The following is a 22,261-nucleotide window of genomic DNA, read 5'->3' as shown; positions in this document are numbered from 1 at the left end:
GGCAGTCTCAAGAAGCATGGGGCGGCTCCCGGCTAACCGCTCTGGCGCGACCCCCACGACGGAACGATGAGCTCGATCAACACACAGGTGCGCCGCAGCAGACCAATCACCCATGCGCGTCCTGTGACTGGGCCGAGGGACGGTCACTCACATCGTTCGCCCTGCGCCCAGGTCGCGATACGACACAAGCGGGGCCGACCACCAGGTGGTGGTCGGCCCCGTCGTTCTCGGGTGGTCAGCCGCGGGGGGCAGGCGCCATGCCGCCACCCGGGCCACCGGGCCGCATAGCCAGCTGGTCGGCGGACGTGATGATGGTGCCGTTCGCCGTGACCTGCGCGCCGTCCAGGGTGAGCTCGCCGTTCACGTCGACTGGGCTGTCGCCGCCGTTGGCGGCGCTGCTGATGGTCACCGTGCCGCCGGTCAGCTCAGCGGAGCCGTTGACGTCGATCCCGTCGGTGCCGGCCGCGACCGTGATCGTCCCACCGGTCACCTGGAGCAGCGAGCCGTCATCGGACTCGCTCCCTCCCTCGACCCCGTCGACGGCGGTGGCGTTGATGCCGTCGTCGGAGGCGGTGACGTCCACGCTGCCGCCGGTGACGAGGATCCAGGCGGACTCCATACCCTCGACGGAGGAGTTGACCGTAACCTCGCCCGAGGAGACCTGCAGCGCTTGCTCGCCCTTGATGCCGTCGTCGCCGGCGGCCACGGTGAGCGTGGCGCCGTCCACGAGCACCCAGCCTCGGTCGGTGTCAGTGGTGTTGTCCGACTTGACGCCGTCGTCCCCGGCCGTGATGGTGATCGTGCCGCCGAGCAGGTCGACGTAGTCCTTCCCGCGCAGGCCGTCGTCGACGGCCTCCAGGGTGAGTTGCCCGGTGCCGGGGGTGACGACGAGGCCGTCGCTGGAGCTGATGGCGTCGTTGGCGCGTCCTGTCACGGTCAGGGACCCGGACCCCGCGAGGGTGAGGTCGGAGGCCGACGCCAGAGCGGCGACCGGGGTGGAGTCGTCGGCGACCTCGTAGCCCTCGCCGTCGGTCAGCGTGTTGTCGGTGCCGTCCGCGAGCACCACGGTGACCTCGTCCGCGCTGACCACCGACAGGGCCGGGCCGGTGGTGCTGGTGATGTCGACGCCGTCCAGGACGAGGGTGACGGTCTCGTCGTCCGGGGCGGTCACGACGACCTGGCCGTCGCCGAGGTCCCCGGAGATCCGGTATACCCCACCGGCGCTGACGGTGATAACGTCGCCGTCCACCGCCACCCCGTCGGAGTCGGTGCTGCTCGCTCCGTCGGCGAGGGTGACGGCCTGTTCCTCGCTGGGGTCCCAGGTCAGGTCGTCCTCGTCCCAGTGTGTATCGAGGCCGCCGAGCCCGGTCGTCGTCGAGGAGGTGTCGCTGGCCTCCGCGCTGGCGGTGGCGTCCTCGGCTGCTGTCGAGCTGGCTGCGGATGTCGCGCCGGCCGCGGACGAGGTCTGGGTCGTGGTGGTGCTGGTCGAGCCGGGCGACTGGGCGATGGCGCCGAGCCCGGTGCAGGCGGCGAGGCTCAACGCTGCCAGGCCGGCGGTGCCGCTGGCGATGAGGCGAGAGAGGTTCATAGTGGTCTCCTTGGAGGTGGTCAGCCCGCGAGGGCGAGAGGGGTGGTGGGGTGGAGGTCGGCACGCAGCCGTGCGGTGGTGCGGTGCCAGCGGTTGCCCGCGAGGGCGTGTGTGAGGGCCATCCCGGTGGCGTACTTGGACAGCCGCACCGGGCGCATCCCGGCCGCCCACAGGATCCGGTCGGCGCGACCGGGGCGCGAGTCCGTCTTGGTCTCCACGACCACGAGGTCGTCGAGCGCTCTCCGGCAGCGAGAGGGTTCGTCGTCGGGGAGGGTCCAGGACAGGCCGCTGTCCAGGGTCACCCGTGCCCCGTCGACGGCGTCGAGCAGCGTGACGCGCCGGTACGTGGTGACCAACGCGGGATGCAGCCCGGCCGTGGCGTTGGTGCCGACCGTGAGTCGCTCGGCGACGAACGCGAGCTCTGCGGCAGTGAGCGCCGGTTCGCCGGCCACGGTGGCGCTGTCGCGCAGCAGCCGTTCCTTGACCGCGACGCCGCGCACCCCTCGCGTCTTGACCTCGAGGTAGGAGTCGCCGGTGTCGAGGTAGTCACGGACCCGCACCTTTGACCTGCGGCGACGACCGGTCGCCGCGGCGCGGTAGCAGTCCAGGTCCGGGGTGTCCAGATAGGTCGAGCGGTAGCCGAACTCACGTCGGTCACCGATCTGCAGCACCTGGACCGCATCCGCGTCCTGGTCGGCGAGGGTGCCGACGAGGTAGTCGACGAGCGAGGAGGGCACCAGGTACTTCCGGTCGGTGCGACTCATCAGCGCCGCCCGCTCGGTGAGCTCGGCCAGGGTGACCGGTCGCAGGGCGTTAACAGCGCTCATACCAGGACCCGCCCCTCGGCGCGCACCACGTGCCGGCGAGCGACCTGGTAGCGGACGTCCACGGTCGTGCTGTCGTTGACCAGGTCGGTCCGGACCACGGTCGCGGCCGTCACCTCTGCGCCCAGGAGCTGCGCGACGTGCTGGACCAGGAGCGACTCGTCGGGGAACGTCCGGTCGACGACCAGCACCTGTCGCCGGTGACCGGACAGGAACGCGGGGGAGTCCACAATCGCCATCGTGGTCACGATGAGGGCCATGAAGGTCACCGCGAGCCAGGGGGCGGTCGTGCTTGCGAGACCTCCCACGAGACCGAGCGCCAGGACGGCGAAGTAGTAGGCGATCTCGTGCTGGGCGAGCTCGTCCGACCGCAGCCGGATGATCGACAGCACCCCGAACAGCCCGAGACCGAGCCCCGCGGTGACCGAGGACCCCGCGAGCAGGGCCGCGACAGCGAGGACGCCGACGTTGATACCGAGGAAGGCGACCACGAGGTCGCGGCGACGGTGGCGGGGCCAGTAGATGCCGATGGCTAGGACGGTGGCCGCGACGACGTCGGCGGCATAGAGCATGAGGGTGCTCATCGAGGTCTCCTCCAGTGATGGGTCCCGGGTCTGCCGGGCGGGTACCCATCACTCTGGGAGGCTCGCGTATGCCTGGGCTGTGGCGTTCCTGTGGGCAGGCTATGTCTGTCGTCGGCGCTCTCGAGATGTGCTTATGGGGTAGAACGGAACTGCCAGCCGGCACCTCTGCGGGGTCTCTGCTCGGCATCGACCGCGGGTGGCGCGCCAAGTGGCGAGGGTCTAGCGTGGCAGCCGACGCTCGGCCCCGGTCAAACACGGAGTTGGCCGCTCTTTCCGGAACCTAGTGGTCACGAAGAGCCCCGAGGCGACAGCCATGATGCACGTATGATGCACGAAAAGGTCTGAACTCATCATTTTCGGCTGTTAGTGCAGGTCAGGACGTTTTGGTCGGGAGTCTTGTAAACAGGTGGTTGAGGGTTCGAGTCCCTTCGCCAGCTCTCCTCCTGTGCGAGACCGACGAGGAGGCAGGGCGCGTGCCCTTGTAGCGTGCTGACATGGCCGGTCACCTGAAGCGCTACCGGGAGATCGCCCGTGTCCTGACGCGGCACGGGCTGCACGCCATCGCGGTCCAGGCCGGTCTGGGTCGTTGGCTCCCGCACCAGCCCACCGAGCGGGACCTGGAGGTTGAGCGGGACAAGCTGCCGGGCCTCCTCGTGGACACCTTCGAGGAGCTCGGGACCACCTTCATCAAGCTGGGTCAGCTGATCTCCACCCGACCGGACATCTTCCCCGCCCCCTACTGCCAGGCCTTCGCCAGGCTCACCGACTCCACCTCCCCGGTCCCTTTCGAGCAGATGGCCGCGGTGGTGCACGACGACTTCGGTGCCACGGTGGAGCAGCTCTTCGCCTGGTTCGACCCGGTCCCGGTGGCCACCGCCTCCATCGGCCAGGCCCACCGTGCCCGGTTGCACGACGGGCGCTCGGTCGTGGTGAAGATCCGCAAGCCTGGCGTGGTCCAGGAGGTCCACAACGACCTTGAGATCCTCAAGAACCTCGCCGGCCACCTGAGCCGCAACTCCCAGCTGCTGTCCGACATGGACTTCGCGGGCCTGGTGGAGGAGTTCTCCCGTTCCCTGAGGGCGGAGCTGGACTACCTCACCGAGGCCCGAGCCTGCGAGGAGATCGGTGACCACTTCCGCGGCGCGCCGGGTGTCCACATACCCTGGGTCGACTGGGAGACCACGACGTCACGGGTGCTGACCATGGAGGAGCTCTCGGGCATCCGGATCGACGACGTCGACGCCCTGGATGCCGCCGGCGTCGACCGCCCGGACCTCGCCCGGCGCGCGGTCGAGGTGCTGATCCGGATGGTCTTCGAGGACGGTGTCTTCCACGCAGACCCACACGCCGGCAACCTCTTCGTCGAGCGTGACGGCACCATCGGCCTGATCGACTTCGGCATGGTCGGGCGGATCAGCCCGGAGATGCGTGGACAGTTCGCCCGCATGGTGATGGCCCTGGTCCGGCAGGACACCGACGGGCTCGTCAGGATCCTGCTCGAGATCGCTCCGCCCCGGGGTGCGCTGGACCGCCGGCGCATGCGCACCGAGCTCGCTCGGATCACCAGCTGGCTGGACGGACGGGCCTTGGCCGACATCCACCTCGACCGGGTCGCCAACCAGATCTTCACGGTGGTGCGCCACCACCGGCTCTCCCTCCCGCCCGAGGTGGTGCAGCTGTTCCGAATGCTGATCATCGTGGACGGTCTGGGACTCAAGATCGATCCCGGCTTCGACATCACCACGGTGCTCCACCCCTATGCACGACGTCTGATCGAGGAGCAGCTGAGCCCGCGGCAGATGGCGGCGCGGCTGCGGGACGCCACGCTGACGGCCGCCCAGCTGGGGGTCGACCTGCCCTCCTACGCCCGGCAGCTGCTCGACCGGATCGACGGCGGTGGCGTCGACGTGACCATCCGCACGGCTGAGATCGAGCCGCTGGTCGGACGGATGGAGCGCACCGGAGACCGGGTCGTCGCCGCTCTGGTGGTGGCGGCCATGATCACCGGCGGCACCAACGTGCTCGTGGCCTACAGGGACCGGTTGGGCCGCTTCGCGGGTCCACTCGTGGCCGGCGGGGGTGCCGCCCTCACCGCGGGCAGCGCCTACCTCGCCTGGACCGGACGCCCCCGCCACATCAGGCCGCGCTGACCAGCCCTGGCATGACCTCTGGCCGACACGGAGGACCCCGGCGCGCGGTACGGCTCCTCGTCCTCGTCCTCGTCCCGATCGTCCTGGTGGTGGTGCTCGTCATGGTGCTCTCGTCGCTGCAGCGTTCCCTCATCTACTTCCCCGACGCCACGGCCGTCCCTCCGGCCGCCGAGGTGCTGCCCGGGGCCCGGGACGTCGTGCTGCAGACCGAGGACGGGCTGGAGCTGGGAGCCTGGCTGGTCCCGGCGGCGGAGCATCGCGACCGTGGCCTGGGGGTGCTGTACGCGCCGGGCAACGGCGGTAACCGTGCCGGACGGGCCGGGCTCGCCGAGGAGCTGGCCCGACGCGGGTTCACCGTCCTGCTGATGGACTACCGGGGCTACGGCGGCAATCCCGGCTCGCCCGACGAGGACGGCCTGGCCACCGACGCCCGCGCCGCAGCGCAGCTGCTCGAGGACGAGGGATTCCCCGCGCAGCGGACGATCTACCTCGGTGAGTCCCTCGGCACCGGTGTGGTGGCCGCCCTGGCCGCGAGACGTCCTCCTGCCGCCATGGTGCTGCGGTCACCGTTCACCGAGCTCGCCGACGTCGGGGCGCACCACTACCCCTGGGTTCCGGTGCGGCTCCTGCTCCGCGACCGCTTCCCCGTGCTGGAGCACGTCCGGGGCAGCGCCGTGCCCGTGACGGTCGTCCGGGGGAGCCACGACTCGGTCATTCCTCCCGAGCTCAGCCGCCGGGTCGCCGACGGCGCCGGCCACCTCGTCGAGGAGGTCGTCCTGGACGGGGTCGACCACAACGACCCGGAGATGTTCGGCGCCCCGGTGGCGGACGCCCTGACCCGCCTGGCGGACACCCTGGACCGGTGAGCGGCTCCGTCGTCAGCCCAGCTCGGCGGCCATCAGGAGGCCTCCGGACCGGACCTCACGTCCCGCAGAACGTGACGTAGGGGCCGAGGTCCGCCGGGGCCGGGCCGGCGTAGCGCTCCAGGTGGGGACGCTCGACGTAGGGGTCGGTCACCGCCTCCAGCAGCCGTTCCACCAGCGTCAGGTCACCCTCCACGGCGGCGTCCAGCGCCTCCTCTACCAGGTGGTTGCGGGGGATGTAGACGGGGTTGACCGGGTCCATCGACGCCGCGTCCGGCTCCAGGGGAAGCCAGCGGCGGAACCAGGCGTCGAACGCGGCCCCGTCCGCGCCGGCACGCCGTGCCGCAGCGGTGTCACCGCGCGCGACGGCGCCGAGGCTGCGGAAGAACGAGGTGTGGTCCACCCGGTGCTCCTGCAGCAGGCCCAGCAGCTCCTCGGCCAGGGAGTCGGCGTCGTCCGGCGCGACCTGTTCCGGCAGGCCCAGCTTGGCCCGCATCCCCTCCGACCAGGCCGATGTGTATGCCGTCGCGAACCCCTCGACCGCCTCCGTCGCCACCTCCACCGCACGGTCCTCCTCCTCGTGCAGCAGCGGCAGCAGCGCCTCGGCCAGCCGGGCCAGGTTCCACCGGGCGACGGCGGGCTGGTTGCCGTAGGCGTAGCGTCCCTCCGCGTCGATCGAGCTGTAGACCGTCGCCGGGTCGTACCGGTCCAGGAAGGCGCACGGCCCGTAGTCGATGGTCTCCCCGGAGATCGTCATGTTGTCGGTGTTCATCACGCCGTGGACGAAGCCCACGAGCATCCAGCGCGCCACGAGGGAGGCCTGGTCGGCGACCACGGACCGCAGCAGCGCGGCATACCGGTCGTCCGACCCGGCCGCCCCGGGGTGGTGCCGGTCGATCGCGTGGTCGGCCAGGCGCCGCAGCAGCGCGACGTCGCCGGTGGCCCGGGCGAACTGGAAGGTCCCCACGCGGAGGTGGCTGCCGGCCACCCGCGCGAGCACCGCGCCGGGCAACGTCCTCTCCCGCTGGACCCAGCGACCGGTGCCCACCACCGCCAGCGAGCGCGTCGTGGGGATGCCCAGGGCGTGCATGGCCTCGGAGACGATGTGCTCGCGCAGCATGGGGCCCACGGTGGCCAGGCCGTCGCCCCCGCGTGCGAAGGGGGTGCGCCCGGACCCCTTGAGGTGCAGGTCGCGGCGGCGGCCGACGGGGTCGACCAGCTCGCCCAGCAGGAGCGCCCGTCCGTCGCCCAGCCGCGGGGAGTATGCCCCGAACTGGTGCCCGGCGTAGGCCTGCGCCACGGGGGTGGCGTCGGCCGGGACGCTGCGCCCGGTCAGCAGGCCCACACCCTCGGCGCCGCGCAACCCCCCTGGGTCGAGGCCCAGCTCGTCGGCCAGGGGCTCGTTGAGGGCCAGGACGCGGGGGTCCGGGGCGGCCTCGGCCTGCCAGGGGATGGCCAGCTCGGGCAGCTCGGTGGCGAACCGGCCCTCGAGGACGACGGTCGGTCGGGTGGACGTGCTCATCCATCGAGCGTAGGTCAGGTCCGCGGCCCCGGCGACGTCCCCCGGTTACCCGGGTTGCGGACCCGTCCCTCCGCCCGGCACGTAGCCGCGCTCCTTGTCGACGACGTTCTCCAGCGGCTCCTCGTCCAGCCAGCGGCGCGCGTTGGCGACGAACTGGTCGGCCAGCGTGTCCCGCCAGCCCACCACGTCGCCCGACATGTGCGGCGAGACGACCACCCCGGGCGCGTCCCACAGCGGGGAGTCCGGTGGCAGCGGCTCGGTGGCGAAGACGTCGAGGGTGGCGCCGTCGAGGCGCCCCTCCTGCAGGGCCGCCAGGAGGTCCTCCTCGACGACGGTCGGGCCCCGGCCGACGTTGACCAGGTGGGCCGTCGGCGGCAGGGCCGTCAGCACCTCCGCGTCGATCAGGCCCCGGGTGCGGTCCGTCAGGGGAGCGGCGTTGACCAGGTAGTCGACCCCGGCCAGGTGCTCGGCCAGCCGTCCGCTGTCGACCACCTCGCCGAGCTCGGGGTCCGTGCGGGCGCTGCTCCCGGCCACCGAGACGTCCAGGCCCGCCGTCGTCAGCAGGTGCGCCGTCTCCCGGCCGATCCCCCCGGTCCCCACGACGACGGCCCGGGCGCCCCGGAGCGGGCGGGTCTCCCGGTGTCGCCACTCGTGCCGCCGCTGCAGCTCGGCGCTCTCGTGGAGGCGCTTGGCGTGGGCCAGGACGGCGGCCAGGACGTACTCGGCGATCGGCCGGTCGAAGACGCCCCGGGCGTTGGTCACGACGACCTCCGAGGCCCGCAGCTCGTCGAAGAGGAGCGTGTCGACGCCCGCGGCGGCCACGTGGATCCATTCGAGGTCGCCGCAGCGCGGCCAGACGTCCCGCACGGCCGAGGAGAAGAAGTCCCAGAGGAACAGCGCCCGTGCGCCCCGCAGCGCCTCGCCGAGGTCCGCCTCGGTGGCGATCCGCAGGTCCACCCGGTCCGCCAGCGCCGCCAGCTGCGGCGGGGCGTCGTCCTGGCTCGCGCAGAGGACGACCAGGACCGGTGGGGTGCTCACCCGGTCACCGTAGGAACCGGCCTGTCTGATTGTCAACAATCCAGGCGAGGGTGCACGATGGCCCCATGCCCTGGCCTGGTGACGGAACCCCTGACGACCCGACGGACGTCGAGTCCCGGCCGTTCCCGCGGGCGGAGTACCGCGACCGGCTGCAGCGGGTGCAGGAGGCGATGGCCCGCCACGCCTTCGGCGCGCTGGTCGTCGTCGACCCGGCGAACCTCTACTACCTGACCGGCTACAACGCCTGGTCGTTCTACATGCCGCAGTGCCTGATCGTGCCCGCCCACGGCGAGCCGCACCTGTTCACCCGGGCGATGGACGCGCAGGGGGCGCACTACACGGCATACCTCCCGCAGTCCCAGATCCACGGCTATCCCGAGGACCTGGTCCAGCGGCCCGACGTGCACCCCTTCGGCTGGATCGCCGACCGGGCGATCGAGGTCGGGCTGCTGCCCGTCGGGGTGGACGCGCGGGTGGCCGCCGAGACCGACGCGCACTTCTTCTCGCCCCGGGGCTACCTGGCGCTGCTGTCGCGGCTGGGGCAGGGGCACCTGCTGGACAGCCACGAGCTGGTCAACTGGGTGCGGGTGGTCAAGTCGCCGCTGGAGCAGGACAAGATGCGCGTCGCCGGCGAGATCGCCCAGCAGACCATGCGGATCGCCGTCGACAGCATCGAGGTCGGGCGCCGCCAGTGCGACGTCGTCGCCCAGATCCAGTACTCCCAGGCGCTCGGCGCCCGCAAGCTCGGCGGCGACTACCCGGCCATCGTGCCCATGCTGCCGACCGGCGAGACGGCGGGCACGCCCCACCTGACCTGGAGCGACCTGCCCCTGCGGGCGCACGAGGCGACCACGATCGAGCTGGCCGGGGTGCACCACCGCTACCACGTGCCGCTGGCCCGCACGGTCAGCCTGGGACGGCCCTCGCACGACCTCGACCGGTGCGCCGGGGCGGTGACCGAGGGGCTGCAGGCGGCCCTGGAACGGATGCGGCCCGGCGTCCCCGCCCGGGACGTGCACGCCGCCTTCACCGAGGTCATCGGCCGCTACGGCTACACCAAGGCCTCCCGCCTCGGCTACTCCATCGGCATCGGCTATCCGCCCGACTGGGGCGAGCACACCATCAGCCTGCGCCCCGAGGAGACCACGGTCCTGAAGGCCGGGATGGCCCTGCACGTCATCCTCGGGATGTGGATGGACGGGTGGGGCTACGAGCTGTCCGAGTCGGTCCTGCTCGGCGACGACGGCCCCGAACGCCTCGCCCCGCTGCCCCAGGAGCTGGTCGTCAAGATCTGACCACGCCCCACGGCATACCCCCGACCCGCCCGCACGAGACCGACGAGACCGACCACGAGAGGGCCCACCATGACTCCCCCCACCACGACCGCGCTGCCGCTGGCCGCCCGCACCTCGGGCCTCGTCGGCTCGGTCATCGACTCCAGCACCTCGCTGCTGGCCTCCCAGACCCACGACATCGTCCGCTTCGCCATGGGCAGCCCCGCCCGCGAGGCCATCCCCGCCGAGATCCTGGCCGAGGTGGGGGCGGACGCGATCGGCGCGCAGGCGCACGACGCCTTCGACTACGCCGCCACCGAGGGCGACCCCGCGCTGCGGGACGCCCTGCTGGAGATGCTCGAGGGCACCACCGACGCGACCACCCCCGACCGGCTCACCATCACCTCCGGCGGCATGCAGGGGCTGGACCTGGCCTGCAAGCTCTTCGTCGACCCCGGCGACCTCGTCGCGGTCGAGTCGCCCACCTACACCAACGGCAGCGGCACCGCCCTGTCCTACCAGGCCGAGCTGCTGGAGGTGCCCGTCGACCGGGACGGCATGCAGGTCGTGGCGCTGCGCGAGGAGGCGCAGCGGCTCGGCCGCCGGCCGAAGGTGATCTACACGATCCCCACCTTCCAGAACCCCTCCGGCGCGACGATGACCCTGGAGCGCCGCCGCGAGCTGCTCGAGCTGGCCCGCGAGTGGGGCAGCATGGTCATCGACGACGACCCCTACGGGATGCTCCGGTTCGCCGGCGAGCCCCTGCCGAGCCTGCACGAGCTCGCCGCCGGCGACCCCCTCGTCTTCTCGGTGCGCACGTTCTCCAAGATCGTGGCCCCCGGCCTGCGGGTGGGCTGGGTGGACACCGACCCGTCGCTGCAGCCGCTGCTCGTCAACGCCAAGCAGGCCATGGACACCTGCACCAACCTGCCGATGCAGCGGCTCGTCGCGGCCTTCCTGTGCGGCGGCCACCTCGAGGCGCACCTCGTCGAGCAGCGGCAGCAGTACCGCCTCCGCAAGGAGGCCATGCAGGCCGCGCTCACCGAGCACTTCGGCGGCCTCGCCCGGTGGACCGACCCCGAGGGCGGGTTCTTCCTGTGGGTGACCTTCGACCCGGCGTTCGACACGCAGGCGCTGTTCCCGGTCGCCCTGGAGGAGGGGGTGGCCTACATCCCCGGCAACGCCTTCTCGCCCGAGGGCCGCTTCCCCGACGCGCTGCGCCTGTGCTTCGCCTCGACCCCGCCGGACCGGATCGCCGAGGGCGTGCAGCGGCTGCGGGTGGCCGTCGACCGGCTCGCCGGGGGGCGCCCATGACGTCCCTGACGCCGGTCGTCCAGGAGTCCACGCCGAGCATGATCGCCACCCGGCTCCGGGAGGCGATCGCGGCGGGGGAGCTGGCCCCGGGCAGCCGCCTCAGCGAGGCCCGGCTGGCGGCCCGCCTCGGGGTGAGCCGCGGCCCCCTGCGGGAGGGTATGCAGCGGCTCACCCAGGAGGGGCTGCTCGTCTCCGTGCGCAACCGGGGGCTGTTCGTCACCGAGATGACGCCGGGGAACATCGAGGACATGTACGTCGCCCGGCAGGCGGTGGAGCGGGCCGCGGCCCGCCGGGTGCTGACGACCGACCCGGCTCCGGCCGGGGAGGAGCTGCTGGCCGTGGTCGACCGGATGGAGGCCGCGGCCCGTGCGGGGGACGGGCAGCAGGTGGGGGAGGCGGACGTGGAGTTCCACGAGCGGCTGGTGGCCCTGGCCGGCAGCCCGCGGCTGTCCCGGATGCAGCAGACGCTGCTCACCGAGACCCGGATGTGCATCCACGCGCTCGAGGAGACCTACCCCGACCCGCTCGTACGGGTGGAGGAGCACCGGGCGATCGCCGAGGCGGTGCGCGAGGGCCGCGCCGAGGAGGCCGACCGGCTGCTCATCGCGCACATGGTCGACGCGATCGACCGGCTCACCACGTCCGGCCCGGGCGCCCGCCTGGCCGGGGCCGGAGGGCGGTAGCCGGCCGGCGGTCCTCAGGCGGCTGGCGGTCGTCAGGACAGGGCGATGCCGACGTACTTGGTCTCCAGGAACTCCTCGATGCCCTCGGCGCCGCCCTCGCGGCCCAGGCCGGACTGCTTGATGCCGCCGAAGGGGGCGTACGGGTTGGAGACCACGGCCTGGTTGAGCCCGACCATGCCGCTCTCGAGGGCCTCGGCGACCCGCAGCGCTCGTCGCAGGTCGTTGGTGAACACGTAGGAGACCAGCCCGAACTCGGTGTCGTTGGCCAGCCGCACCGCCTCCTCCTCGGTGGAGAACGGGGTCAGCGGGGCCACCGGGCCGAAGATCTCCTCCCCGGCCATCCGGGCGTCGGTCGGCACCCCGGTGAGCACCGTCGGGCGGTAGAAGAAGCCCGGCCCCTCGACCTGCTCGCCGCCGGTGAGCACGGTGGCGCCGCGCCCGACCGCGTCGGCCACCAGCGACCTGACCTTCTCCAGCCCGGCCTCGTCGACGAGCGGCCCGACGTCGACGCCCTCGTGCGTGCCGTCGCCGACGGTGAGCGCGCCCATCTGCTCGGCCATCCGGGCGCCGAACTCCTCGATGAGCGACTCGTGCACGTAGATCCGGTTGGCCGCCGTGCAGGCCTCGCCCATGTTGCGCATCTTGGCCTGCAGCGCCCCGGCGACCGCCTCCTCCAGGTCCGCGTCCTCGAAGACGACGAACGGGGCGTTGCCGCCGAGCTCCATGGAGGTGCGGAGCACCTTCTCGGCGCTCTGCTCCAGGAGGATCCGGCCCACCCGGGTCGACCCGGTGAAGGACAGCTTGCGGGCCTTGCCGGAACGGATCAGCGGCTCCGTCGTGCCGCCGGCGTCCGTGGCGGTGAAGCAGTTGACCACCCCGTCGGGCACGCCGGCCTCCCGCAGGACGTCCATGAGCGCCAGCATGGACAGCGGCGTCTGGTGGGCGGGTTTGACGACGCTGGTGCATCCCGCGGCGATGGCCGGGCCGATCTTGCGGGTGCCCATGGCCATCGGGAAGTTCCACGGCGTGATGAGCAGGGACGGGCCGACCGGCTGCCGGGCGACGAGGAAGCGGGCCCCGCCCTGGGGCGCCGCCTGGTAGCCGCCGTCGATCCGCAGCGCCTCGGCCGCGAAGTGCCGGAAGAACTCCGCGGCGTAGGTGATCTCGCCCCGGGAATCCTTGAGGGGCTTGCCCATCTCGGTCGTCATGAGCAGGGCCAGGTCCTCGATCCGCTCGTGCAGCAGCCGGAAGGCGGTCATGAGGATCTCGTGGCGCTCCAGCGCCGTCGTCGCGGCGAACGCCGGCTGGGCCTCCACCGCGGCGTCCAGCGCCGCCATGGCGTCCGCCGGGGAGGCGTCGGCCACCTGGGCGATCTCCTCGCCGGTGGCCGGGTTGAGCACGGGGAAGGTCGCGCCGGCCTCGGCGTCGACCCAGCGGCCCCCGACGAACAGCTGACGGGGGACCGAACCGGTCACGGACTGCGTCATGGTGTGCACCTTCCTCGTGGAGAGACCCTGGGATACGCTGATTGTCGACAATCTATCAAGGAGGTTCGGCGTGACGTCGTTGTCACCGGTGCTCAAGCAGGCCACGGGCGTGGTGGCCGCCCGTGGGGAGGGTGCGCTCATCTTCGACGAGGAGGGTCGGCGCCACCTGGACTTCACCGCCGGGATCGGCGTGACCAGCACCGGCCACTGCCATCCGCGCGTGGTCGCCGCCGCCCAGGAGCAGGTCGGAAAGATCATCCACGCGCAGTACACGACCGTGATGCACCGGCCGCTGCTGGACCTGACCGAGCGGATGGGGGAGGTGCTGCCGGCCGGCCTGGACCGGATGTTCTTCGCCAACTCCGGCTCGGAGGCCGTCGAGGCGGCCCTGCGCCTGGTGCGCCAGGCGACCGGCCGGCCCAACGTCGTGGTCTTCCACGGCGGCTTCCACGGCCGGACCGTGGCCGCGGCCTCGATGACGACCTCCGGCACCCGGTTCCGCTCCGGGTTCTCCCCGCTCATGCCGGGCGTGGTGGTCTCCCCCTTCCCGGACCCCACCCACTACGGCTGGAGCCGGGAGGAGGCGACCCGGTTCGCGCTCGAGCAGCTCGACTACACCCTGCAGACGATCAGCGCCCCGGCGGACACGGCGGCGTTCGTCGTCGAGCCGGTGCTCGGCGAGGGCGGCTACGTCCCGGCCAGCACCGAGTTTCTCGCCGGCCTGCGGGAGCGGGCCGACCGACACGGCATCCTGCTCGTCCTCGACGAGGTGCAGACGGGGTGGGGGCGCACCGGCAAGTTCTGGGGGCACGACCACTTCGACGGCCGCCCCGACGTCCTCGTCACCGCCAAGGGGCTGGCCTCCGGCTTCCCGCTCTCGGGCATCGCCGCCTCCGAGGAGCTGATGGCCAAGGCCTGGCCCGGCTCCCAGGGCGGCACCTACGGGGCCAACGCGGTGGCCTGCGCGGCCGCCCTGGCCACCCTCGACGTCATCAAGGACGAGGGGCTGGTGCACAACGCCGCGGTGCGCGGCGAGCAGCTGCGCGCCGGCCTGGAGCAGGTGGCGTCGGCGCACGGGCGGATCACCGACGTGCGGGGGCTGGGCCTGATGCTGGGCTGCGAGTTCCGGGACGCGGACGGTCGCCCGGACGGGGCTGCCGCCTCCGCCGCGCAGCAGGAGGCCGCCCGGCGCGGGCTGCTGCTGCTCACCTGCGGCGCGTGGGGCCAGGTCGTGCGGTTCATCCCGGCCCTGGTCGTCGACGACCAGCTCGTCGACGAGGCGCTGAGCGTGTGGGAGGAGGCGGTGGCGGCCACGTCCTGAGCGGACGCCCGGGCGCCCCGCCCGGGTGCGCCGCCCGGGTGCGCCGCGGGGGCGCCGCGGGGGCGCCGCGGGGGCGCGGCCGGCCCGGCGAACGACGACGGGTGCCGGCGGCTCAGCCGAGCTGGGGCAGCACCGCGGCGGCCACCAGCTCGACGTGGTCGAGGTCGGCCAGGTCGAGCATCTGCAGGTAGATCCGCTCCACCCCGGTGCGCTCGTGCCAGCGGCCGATCTGCTCCACGACCTCGTCGGGCGTGCCGACCAGGCCGTGCCCGCGCAGCTGGCCGAGCTCCTGACGGGTCGCCCCGACCCGGCGGGCCACCTCGGCCTCGTCGCGCCCGACGGCGGCGGTCAGCGCGGCGGAGCGCAGCACCGTCCCCGGGTCCCGCCCGGCCGCGTGGCAGGCCTGGTCCACCCGGCCGAACTGCGCATGTCCCTCGTCCATCGCCATGAACGGCAGGTTGAACTCGTCGGCGAACCGGGCGGCGAGCGCGGGCGTGCGGCGCGCCCCCTTCCCGCCCAGGATGATCGGCGGCCGGGGGTGCTGGGCCGGCTTGGGCAGGCCCGGGGAACGGCTCACCGTGACCGTCGGTCCGTGGTGGTCGAAGAGCTCGCCGGGCGGGGTGGCCCACATCCCGGTGACCACCTGGAGGTTGTCCTCGAGCAGGTCGAACCTCGTGCCGACCTCGGGGAAGGGGACGCCGTGGGCGGTGTGCTCGGCCTCCATCCACCCGGCCCCCAGCCCCAGCTCCACCCGGCCGCCGCTCATCTGGTCGACCTGGGCCACCTGGACGGCGGTGAGCCCGGCGTGCCGGAAGGTCACCGAGGTGACCAGGGTGCCCAGCCGGACCCGGGAGGTCTCCCGGGCCAGCGCGCCCAGGGTCACCCAGGCGTCCGTCGGTCCGGGGGCGCCGTCGCGGGAGAGGAAGTGGTCGGAACGGAACCAGGCCCCGAAGCCGCACTCCTCGGTGAGGCGGGCGTGCCGCAGCTGGTCCTCGTAGGTCGCGCCGAGGTGGGGTTCGGTGAAGATGCGCAGGTCCACGCCGCCCCAGTCTTCCCCCACCCCGGCGTCCGCGCACCCCGGGCCGGTCCTCCCCGCGCCCCGCGCCCCGCGCAGGGGTGCGCCGCCGGGTCCGCGGCCGCGGCTACGCTGCCGGGATGACCTGGGTCCGGCACCGTCCCATCGCCCTGTCCTGGGCGCTGCTCCTCGCCTTCGTCGCCGTGCTGGGGGCCACCGTCCACCGCTACACCGCCGGGGGCGTGCGGCTCGGCGACGACGTCCTCGGCCTGGTGCTCCGGCTCCTCGTCCTCGGGGTGGTGGTCGCGGCATACCTGCGCACCGGAGGGAGCACGACGGCCTCGCCGGAGGGGCTCGCGGTCCACGACGGCATCCGCCGGGTCGAGGTGCCCGCCGCGAGGGTGACCACGGTGGTCGAGGAACCCACGCGCAACGGCGCGGTCGCGGTCCTCGAGGGCGGTCGCCGGCTGGCCCTGCCCGGGGTGCCGGCGGACGCGGTGCGCGAGGTGCGGCGCCGGCTGCGGGGGCGCTGAGGGGTGCGCGCCCCGGGCGGCCGGTCGGGCCGTCAGTCCGCCGGGAGGTGGACCGTCGTGCGCCGCCCGTCGTCCCTGACCAGGGCGGCCGAGGGGAGCCGTCCGACCCGCCACGCCTGGAGCAGGTCCCCGGCCGAACCAGCCAGGTTGAGCCCGGCGAGCACGTAGACCGTCAGGAACATCTCGTCCGGGACGACTGCCAGCAGCCCGAGCAGCACCAGCCCCCAGAGCACGAGCGGCCCCAGCGCGACCGTCGTCGCCGTCCGCCGGGGCAGCAGCGCCTGGCTGCCGGTGACCAGGTAGGGCAGGCGTACCCCGACCGTGGGCCGGGTCCCGGTCAGCGCCCAGAGCAGCCCGGCGTGGGTGAGCTCGTGCAGCGCCATGTAGGCCAGGCACGCCAGGACGGTGACGAGGGCGACGGTCCAGGGGCCCCAGGCGCTGTCCACCGGCAGGTCGAGCAGGAGCGCCAGCCCGACCATGCCCGCGGCCACCAGGAGGAACCCGGTCTGGACGACCACCCCCGCGCCCCGGTCCTCCTCCAGGTCGAGCACCGTCCGCGGCCGCTCCTGCGCCGGGGGTGGTGCGACGGTGGGCTGGACGGGGGAGGCAGCCATGGGGCTTCACGACCTTCGGTGGTCCTTCCACCGTACTCCTGTGCCGGGAGTCCTAGGCTGGACCGGTGCGACGCTCCGGCCCCACCGGGTCCCCGACCGACGAGTGGCTCATGCAGCCCCGGTGGTTGCCGACCCTCCGGGCGGCCCTGGGCGTGGCCGTCGTGCTCAGCGCGGTGCTCGCCCTGGCCCTGACCAGCCCGGGACCGGTCGGCCTGACCGTCGTCGTGGTCTGGGCGGCCTACGGCGTCTTCCTCGTCTGGGCGAGCAGGCACGAGCACAGCGGCACCCGCCTCGAGGAGGACGCGATCGTGCTGACCGAGGGCCGGAAGACGCGCCGGCTGACCCGGTCGGACATCCTCGACCTGCGGCCGGACGCCCCGGGCGGGCGGGCCTGGCGGGTGCAGGCGCTGCTCGCGGACGGGAGCCTGGTCACCCTGCTCGGGGTCCCCCCGTCGGAGCTGGAGCGCCTACGGCGCTGGCACACGGGGGTATGACGTGCGCGCCCCTCAGCGGGGCGGCATCCGCAGGGCCCCGTCGAGGCGGATGACCTCGCCGTTGAGCAGCGGGTTCTCCACGATGTGGGCCACGAGCGCGGCATACTCCTGGGGCCTGCCCAGCCGGGCGGGGTGGGGCACGAGCGCCTCGAGCGACTCCTTCACGCCCTCGGGCATCCCGGCCATCATCGGGGTCTCGAAGACGCCGGGGGCGATGCACATGACCCGGATCGCCCTGTCGGCCAGGTCGCGGGCCGCGGTGAGGGTCAGCCCGGCGACGCCGGCCTTGGACGAGGCGTAGGCGGCCTGGCCGACCTGCCCGTCGAAGGCGGCGACGGAGGCGGTGGTGACCACGACCCCGCGGTCGCCGAGACCGCGGTCGTCCTCGACCGGCTCGTTGGTGGCCATCTGCTCGGCGGCCAGGCGCAGCACGTTGAACGTGCCGACCAGGTTGATCTCCACCACCGTGCGGTAGGTCTCCAGGGGAAGGACGCCGCGCTTCGACAGGATCCGCCCGGGGGTGGCCACGCCGGCGCAGGCCACGACGACGCGCAGCTCGCCCAGGCCGGCGGCCGTGGCGACCGCGGCGGCGACCTGCTCCCCGTCCCGCACGTCGGCCGGGGCGAAGTGCGCCCGGTCGCCCAGCTCGGCGGCCAGCTCCTCGCCGCGTCCGCCGGGCAGGTCGACGAGCACGACCTGGGCCCCGTCGGTCAGCAGCCGTCGGGCGGTCTGCTCGCCGAGCCCGGACGCGCCTCCGGTGACGAGGGCGACGGTGCGGTCGGTGATCTGCATGGGGGGCCTTTCGGGTGCTTGTCGGTCGGACGGGTGGGTGCGGGGACGTCCGGTCAGCGGAACTCGGAGAGCAGCTGGCGGGAGATCACCAGCCGCTGGATCTGGTTGGTGCCCTCGAAGATCTGGGTCACCTTGGCCTCGCGCATGAAGCGCTCGACCGGGAAGTCGGTGGTGTAGCCGTAGCCGCCGAGCACCTGGACGGCCTCGGTCGTGACCCGCATCGCGGCGTCGGTGGCCACGAGCTTGGCGATCGAGGCCTCCTGGGTGTGCGGCTGCCCGGCGTCCTTGAGCCGGGCCGCGTGCAGGTAGGTCGCGCGGGCCGAGCCGACGGCCGCGGCCATGTCGGCGAGCTTGAACGCCAGGCCCTGGTTGTCGGCGATCGGCCGGCCGAACTGCTCGCGCTCGGCGGCGTAGGCGGCCGAGACCTCCAGGGCACGCTGGGCCAGTCCGGTGGCGGCGGCGGCGATGCCGAGGCGGCCGGAGTCGAGCGCCGCCAGCGCGAGCTGCATGCCCTGACCCTCGGCGCCGATCCGGTGCTCCTCGCCGAGCCGGACGCCGTCGAGGAGGACCTCGCGCACCGTGGCCGCGCGCATCCCCATCTTGCGCTCGGGCTCGGCGAAGCTCAGCCCCTCCACGTCCGCCGGGACGTGGAAGCACGACAGCCCCCGACCGCCGTCGTCGGACGTGCGGGCGAACAGCGTGTAGAAGTCGGCGTGCCCGGCGTGGCTGATCCACGCCTTGGTCCCGGTGACGACGTAGCTGGCCCCGTCGGCCGTGCTCTCCTTCTGGGCGCGGGTGCGGATCGCCCCGACGTCGGAGCCCGCCTGCGGCTCGGAGAGGCAGTAGGCGCCGAGCTGCTCGCCGGAGAGCATCCCGGTCAGCCAGCGCTCCTGCTGCTCGGGCGTGCCCTGGGTGGCCAGCGGGAAGCAGGTCAGGGAGTGGACGGAGACGCCGACGGCGACCGACATCCACGCGCGGGCGATCTCCTCGACGACCTGCAGGTACACCTCGTAGGGCTGCCCCCCGCCGCCCCGCTCCTCGGGGTAGGGCAGCGACAGCAGCCCCGCCCGGCCGAGCATCGTGAAGACGTCGCGCGGGAAGCGGGCCTGCTCCTCGGCCTCGTCGACACGGGGAAGGAGCTGTTCGTCGGCGATCTCGCGCACCAGACCCAGCAGGTCGCGCGCCTCCTCGGTCGGGAGCACTCGTTGCACCATGGGGCCGAGGCTATCGCCGGACGCCGCGTCAGGAGGTAGTCGGGGGAGCGCTGGTGGTCGGGCGACCGCCCGGCCGGAGCACCCCGGCGTGTCCTGCACAGGCGGCCGTCCTGGCCCGGCGTGTCGTGCACTGTGCAGCTGCCGTTGCGGCGTGTCCCGTGCCAGGACACGGATCCTGCACAGGTCCGGCGAGTGGAGTCCGGCGGCCAGCCCTGGCCACGGAGCCCACCCCCGCCCGTCAGCCCGGCTGGACCCGCACCTCGGTGGCCTTGACCGAGGCCCACAGCCGGGTCCCGGCGACGACGCCCAGCTCGGCGACCGACCCGGCGGTGATCTCGGCGACCAGGGGCACCGGCCCGTCGAGGCCGACCCGGGCGCGCTGACCGGCCATGGTGACCTCGGTGACGACGACCGGCCAGACGTTGCGGGGGGACCCGGCCGGGCGCTCGCGGTGCACCGAGACGGCGGCCGGGTCGACCGTCGCCAGCGCCCGCGACCCGTCCGCGAGGCCTCCCGGCTCCTCGGCGGTGACCACCTCGGCCCCGGCCCCGTCGACGGCGACGACCACGGGCGGGCCGGAGCGCACCGTGCCGGCGAGCAGGTTGAGGCCGACGACCTGGGCCGCGTAGGCCGTGCGCGGGTGGGCGACGACGTCGGCCGGGGTGCCGTCCTGGGTGACCCGGCCACCGTCGAGGAAGACGAGCCGGTCGGCCATCGTCAGCGCGTCGACCGGGTCGTGCGTGACGAGCAGGGTCACCCCGGCGAACTCGCGCAGCCGGCGGGCCAGGTCGGCCCGGGTGGCCGACCGGGTCTGCGGGTCCAGCGCCGACAGCGGCTCGTCGAGCAGCAGCAGCGCCGGGTCGGTGGCCAGCGCCCGGGCGAGCGCCGCGCGCTGGGCCTGGCCCGACGAGAGCCCGCCCGGCCGTCGACGGGCCAGGTCGCCCAGCCCGACCCGCTCCAGCTCCAGGGAGGCACGCGCGCGGGCGGCGCGCCGCGGCATACCCCGGGAGCGGGGGCCGAAGGCCACGTTCTCGACCAGGTCGAGGTGGGGGAAGAGCAGCGGCTCGGCCAGCACGAGGCCGACGCTGCGGCGGTCGGCGGGCAGGTCGACGCCCCGGTCGAGGTCCAGCCACTCCGGCTCGGGGGCGTCGGCGACGCGGACGTGGCCGGCCCGGGGGCGGCGCAGCCCTGCGAGCGCGGTGAGCGCGGTCGTCTTCCCGGAGCCGTTGGGCCCCAGCAGGGCGGTCACCCCCACTGCGCAGCCGAGCTCCAGGTCGAGGGAGAAGTCGCCGGCCTCCACGACGAGGTGGGCGTCCAGGGCGACGGGGTCCGGCGACGGCGCGGCGGCGGCGTTCACGGCACCCACCGGGAGCGCAGGGCCCCGAGCACCACGACGGCGACGAGCAGCATGACCAGGGACAGCGCGATCGCGGCCTGCGGGTCCTGCTCCAGGGCCGCGTAGACCCCCAGCGGCGCCGTCTGGGTGCGGCCGGGGAAGCTGCCGGCGAAGGTGATCGTGGCGCCGAACTCGCCGAGGGCCCGGGCCCAGGCGAGGGCCGAGCCCGCCGCGACGCCGGGCAGCACCATCGGCAGCGCGACCCGGGTGAAGGTGCGCAGCGGACCGGCGCCGAGCGTCGCCGCGAGCTGGTCGTAGCGCCGGTCCAGGCCGCGCATCGCCCCCTCGACGGTGATGACGTAGAACGGCAGCGCCACGAAGATCTCGGCGAGCACGACGGCCACGGTCGTGAACGGCACGGTCAGCCCCGTCGCCTGCTCGAGCCAGCCGCCGACCACGCCGCGGCGGCCGTAGGTCATCAGCAGCGCCACGCCGCCGACGACCGGCGGCAGGACCAACGGCACGGTGACCAGCGCCCGGACCCAGGTGGTCAGCCGGTGGTCGGAGCGGGCCAGCACCCAGGCCAGCGGCGTGCCGAGCAGCCACACGACGACCATGGTGGCGCTCGTGGTCACCGCGGACAGGCGGAGGGACTGGCCGACGACGGGGCGCGACAGGTGGGTGGGCAGCTCGGCCCAGTCGACCCGCAGAAGCAGGGCCAGCATGGGCAGGGCGACGAGGGTCAGCGCCAGCCCGGCGGGCACCAGCAGGGGCACCCGGCCGCCCCGCCCGCGGGTGCTCACGGGAGCCCGAACCCGGCGTCGGCGAGGACTTTCCGGCCGTCCTCGGAGGTGACCGCCTCGACGAACCATGCGGCTGCCGGGTCGTCGGAGACCACGGCGAGCGGGTAGTCGTTGACGACCTCCGCACCCTCCGGCAGGGGCACGGCGCGGACCGCCCCGTCGGCGGCGAGGACGTCGGTGCCCCAGACCAGCCCCGCGTCCGCCTCGCCGAGCTCGACCTTGGTGAGAGTGGCCCGGGCGTCCGGCTCGTAGGAGGCGATCCGCGGCGCCAGGCCGAGGTCGGTCAGCAGGGTCTGCGCAGCCCGTCCGCAGGGGGCCTCGGGGCGGCACACCACGAGGCGTATGCCGTCGCGCGCCAGGTCCTCGACGGAGGCCACGGGCCCGGCGCCGGGGTCGGAGCCGGGGCCGGCCGGGACCGCGAGGGCGAGGGTGTTCGTGGCCACGACGACGGGGTCGCCCCGGACGAGGTCGGGGTCGAGCATCGCCAGCGGCTCGGGCCCGGCGAGGACGACGACGTCGGCCGGCGCGCCCTGCCCGACCTGCTGGACGATCGTCGAGCTGGCCGCGAAGCCCAGGTCGACCCGCAGGTCGGGGTGCTCGGCACGCACGAGGTCCGCCACCTCCTCCAGGACGTCGGTGAGGGAGGAGGCGGCCAGGACGGTGAGCCCGTCGGAGGTGGGGGCCCCGCTGCCCGACCCGCCCCCCGAGGTGCCACCCGTGGCCGGGCCGCAGCCGGACAGCCCGACCGCGATCGCCAGCCCGACCGCGATCGAGAGGCCGAGCGCGGCGGACCGAGGGAGCACCCGGAGCCG

At 73.8% G+C, this 22,261-nt stretch carries 21 protein-coding genes; 8 read left to right on the top strand and 13 right to left on the bottom strand.

Features of this window, described 5'->3' with window-relative positions; genetic code table 11:
* Positions 1 to 235: 235 nt before the first annotated feature.
* From FJR00_RS09170 to FJR00_RS09160, 3 genes are read right to left on the bottom strand one after another with little or no spacing between them, the layout of a single operon-like run.
* Positions 236 to 1,588, bottom strand: coding sequence for a carbohydrate-binding domain-containing protein (locus tag FJR00_RS09170; RefSeq protein ID WP_141338446.1), 1,353 nt, complete (start codon positions 1,586 to 1,588; stop codon positions 236 to 238).
* A gap of 20 nt (positions 1,589 to 1,608) precedes the next feature.
* Positions 1,609 to 2,415 carry a polyphosphate polymerase domain-containing protein gene (locus tag FJR00_RS09165; RefSeq protein ID WP_141338445.1) on the bottom strand — a complete coding sequence of 269 codons (807 nt, stop codon included), beginning with the start codon at positions 2,413 to 2,415 and terminating at the stop codon, positions 1,609 to 1,611.
* Positions 2,412 to 2,996 (bottom strand): DUF4956 domain-containing protein, encoded by a 585-nt coding sequence (locus tag FJR00_RS09160; protein WP_141338444.1) that lies wholly within the window; start codon positions 2,994 to 2,996, stop codon positions 2,412 to 2,414. The genes FJR00_RS09165 and FJR00_RS09160 overlap by 4 nt, the downstream gene beginning before the upstream one ends.
* Before the next feature lie 494 nt (positions 2,997 to 3,490).
* Here FJR00_RS09160 and FJR00_RS09155 point away from each other — a divergent pair, with 494 nt between their 5' ends.
* Together FJR00_RS09155 and FJR00_RS09150 are read left to right on the top strand one after the other, a co-directional pair.
* Entirely contained in the window at positions 3,491 to 5,146 is a 1,656-nt protein-coding gene (locus tag FJR00_RS09155; RefSeq protein ID WP_141338443.1) for an ABC1 kinase family protein, read from the top strand.
* A gap of 11 nt (positions 5,147 to 5,157) precedes the next feature.
* Complete coding sequence (locus FJR00_RS09150) at positions 5,158 to 6,012, top strand: alpha/beta hydrolase (RefSeq protein ID WP_141338442.1); 855 nt, start codon at positions 5,158 to 5,160, stop codon at positions 6,010 to 6,012.
* 55 nt (positions 6,013 to 6,067) lie between these two features.
* Here FJR00_RS09150 and FJR00_RS09145 read toward each other — a convergent pair whose 3' ends face one another.
* Positions 6,068 to 7,531, bottom strand: coding sequence for a protein adenylyltransferase SelO (locus tag FJR00_RS09145; RefSeq protein WP_141338441.1), 1,464 nt, complete (start codon positions 7,529 to 7,531; stop codon positions 6,068 to 6,070).
* 45 nt (positions 7,532 to 7,576) lie between these two features.
* On the bottom strand, positions 7,577 to 8,569 hold the full coding sequence (locus tag FJR00_RS09140) for a D-2-hydroxyacid dehydrogenase (RefSeq protein ID WP_181409565.1): 993 nt from the start codon (positions 8,567 to 8,569) through the stop codon (positions 7,577 to 7,579).
* Between the two features lie 65 nt (positions 8,570 to 8,634).
* On the opposite strand from FJR00_RS09140, the gene FJR00_RS09135 reads away from it, so the two are divergent.
* The 3 genes from FJR00_RS09135 to FJR00_RS09125 all read left to right on the top strand — a co-directional run bounded on the left by FJR00_RS09135 (position 8,635) and on the right by FJR00_RS09125 (position 11,840).
* Positions 8,635 to 9,864: a M24 family metallopeptidase gene (locus tag FJR00_RS09135; RefSeq protein WP_141338439.1), complete on the top strand. Its 1,230-nt coding sequence runs from the start codon at positions 8,635 to 8,637 to the stop codon at positions 9,862 to 9,864.
* A 69-nt stretch (positions 9,865 to 9,933) separates the two neighbouring features.
* Positions 9,934 to 11,157 carry an aminotransferase-like domain-containing protein gene (locus FJR00_RS09130; RefSeq protein ID WP_141338438.1) on the top strand — a complete coding sequence of 408 codons (1,224 nt, stop codon included), beginning with the start codon at positions 9,934 to 9,936 and terminating at the stop codon, positions 11,155 to 11,157.
* Positions 11,154 to 11,840, top strand: a complete 687-nt coding sequence (locus FJR00_RS09125; protein ID WP_075956685.1) for a GntR family transcriptional regulator — start codon at positions 11,154 to 11,156, stop codon at positions 11,838 to 11,840. Before FJR00_RS09130 ends, FJR00_RS09125 begins: the two co-directional genes overlap by 4 nt.
* Positions 11,841 to 11,872: 32 nt before the next feature.
* Here FJR00_RS09125 and FJR00_RS09120 read toward each other — a convergent pair whose 3' ends face one another.
* Positions 11,873 to 13,327, bottom strand: a complete 1,455-nt coding sequence (locus FJR00_RS09120; protein ID WP_075956684.1) for an NAD-dependent succinate-semialdehyde dehydrogenase — start codon at positions 13,325 to 13,327, stop codon at positions 11,873 to 11,875.
* 70 nt (positions 13,328 to 13,397) lie between these two features.
* Here FJR00_RS09120 and FJR00_RS09115 point away from each other — a divergent pair, with 70 nt between their 5' ends.
* Positions 13,398 to 14,648 carry an aspartate aminotransferase family protein gene (locus tag FJR00_RS09115; protein ID WP_075956683.1) on the top strand — a complete coding sequence of 417 codons (1,251 nt, stop codon included), beginning with the start codon at positions 13,398 to 13,400 and terminating at the stop codon, positions 14,646 to 14,648.
* A gap of 112 nt (positions 14,649 to 14,760) precedes the next feature.
* On the opposite strand, the gene FJR00_RS09110 is transcribed toward FJR00_RS09115, so the two are convergent.
* Complete coding sequence (locus FJR00_RS09110) at positions 14,761 to 15,687, bottom strand: LLM class F420-dependent oxidoreductase (protein ID WP_141338437.1); 927 nt, start codon at positions 15,685 to 15,687, stop codon at positions 14,761 to 14,763.
* Between the two features lie 116 nt (positions 15,688 to 15,803).
* On the opposite strand from FJR00_RS09110, the gene FJR00_RS09105 reads away from it, so the two are divergent.
* Complete coding sequence (locus FJR00_RS09105) at positions 15,804 to 16,196, top strand: hypothetical protein (RefSeq protein WP_141338436.1); 393 nt, start codon at positions 15,804 to 15,806, stop codon at positions 16,194 to 16,196.
* Positions 16,197 to 16,228: 32 nt separating this feature from the next.
* Here the strand turns inward: FJR00_RS09105 and FJR00_RS09100 are convergent, their stop codons facing one another.
* A complete protein-coding gene (locus FJR00_RS09100; protein ID WP_141338435.1) occupies positions 16,229 to 16,810 on the bottom strand; it encodes a DUF3267 domain-containing protein in 582 nt (193 codons plus the stop codon).
* 65 nt (positions 16,811 to 16,875) lie between these two features.
* On the opposite strand from FJR00_RS09100, the gene FJR00_RS09095 reads away from it, so the two are divergent.
* Positions 16,876 to 17,304 (top strand): hypothetical protein, encoded by a 429-nt coding sequence (locus FJR00_RS09095; RefSeq protein ID WP_141338434.1) that lies wholly within the window; start codon positions 16,876 to 16,878, stop codon positions 17,302 to 17,304.
* A 12-nt stretch (positions 17,305 to 17,316) separates the two neighbouring features.
* On the opposite strand, the gene FJR00_RS09090 is transcribed toward FJR00_RS09095, so the two are convergent.
* From FJR00_RS09090 to modA, 5 genes are all read right to left on the bottom strand, one after another.
* A complete protein-coding gene (locus FJR00_RS09090) occupies positions 17,317 to 18,096 on the bottom strand; it encodes an SDR family NAD(P)-dependent oxidoreductase (RefSeq protein ID WP_141338433.1) in 780 nt (259 codons plus the stop codon).
* Between the two features lie 53 nt (positions 18,097 to 18,149).
* Positions 18,150 to 19,310, bottom strand: coding sequence for an acyl-CoA dehydrogenase family protein (locus FJR00_RS09085; protein WP_141338432.1), 1,161 nt, complete (start codon positions 19,308 to 19,310; stop codon positions 18,150 to 18,152).
* Positions 19,311 to 19,548: 238 nt separating this feature from the next.
* On the bottom strand, positions 19,549 to 20,667 hold the full coding sequence (locus FJR00_RS09080; protein WP_238330407.1) for an ABC transporter ATP-binding protein: 1,119 nt from the start codon (positions 20,665 to 20,667) through the stop codon (positions 19,549 to 19,551).
* Positions 20,664 to 21,449 carry an ABC transporter permease gene (locus tag FJR00_RS09075; RefSeq protein ID WP_238330406.1) on the bottom strand — a complete coding sequence of 262 codons (786 nt, stop codon included), beginning with the start codon at positions 21,447 to 21,449 and terminating at the stop codon, positions 20,664 to 20,666. Before FJR00_RS09075 ends, FJR00_RS09080 begins: the two co-directional genes overlap by 4 nt.
* Positions 21,446 to 22,252 (bottom strand): molybdate ABC transporter substrate-binding protein, encoded by an 807-nt coding sequence (gene modA, locus FJR00_RS09070; protein ID WP_238330405.1) that lies wholly within the window; start codon positions 22,250 to 22,252, stop codon positions 21,446 to 21,448. The genes FJR00_RS09075 and modA overlap by 4 nt, the downstream gene beginning before the upstream one ends.
* Positions 22,253 to 22,261 lie beyond the last annotated feature (9 nt).

It is taken from the genome of Ornithinimicrobium kibberense (assembly GCF_006519705.1).
GTDB lineage: Bacteria > Actinomycetota > Actinomycetes > Actinomycetales > Dermatophilaceae > Ornithinicoccus > Ornithinicoccus kibberensis.
This window is presented reverse-complemented; position numbering and strand designations above follow the sequence as displayed.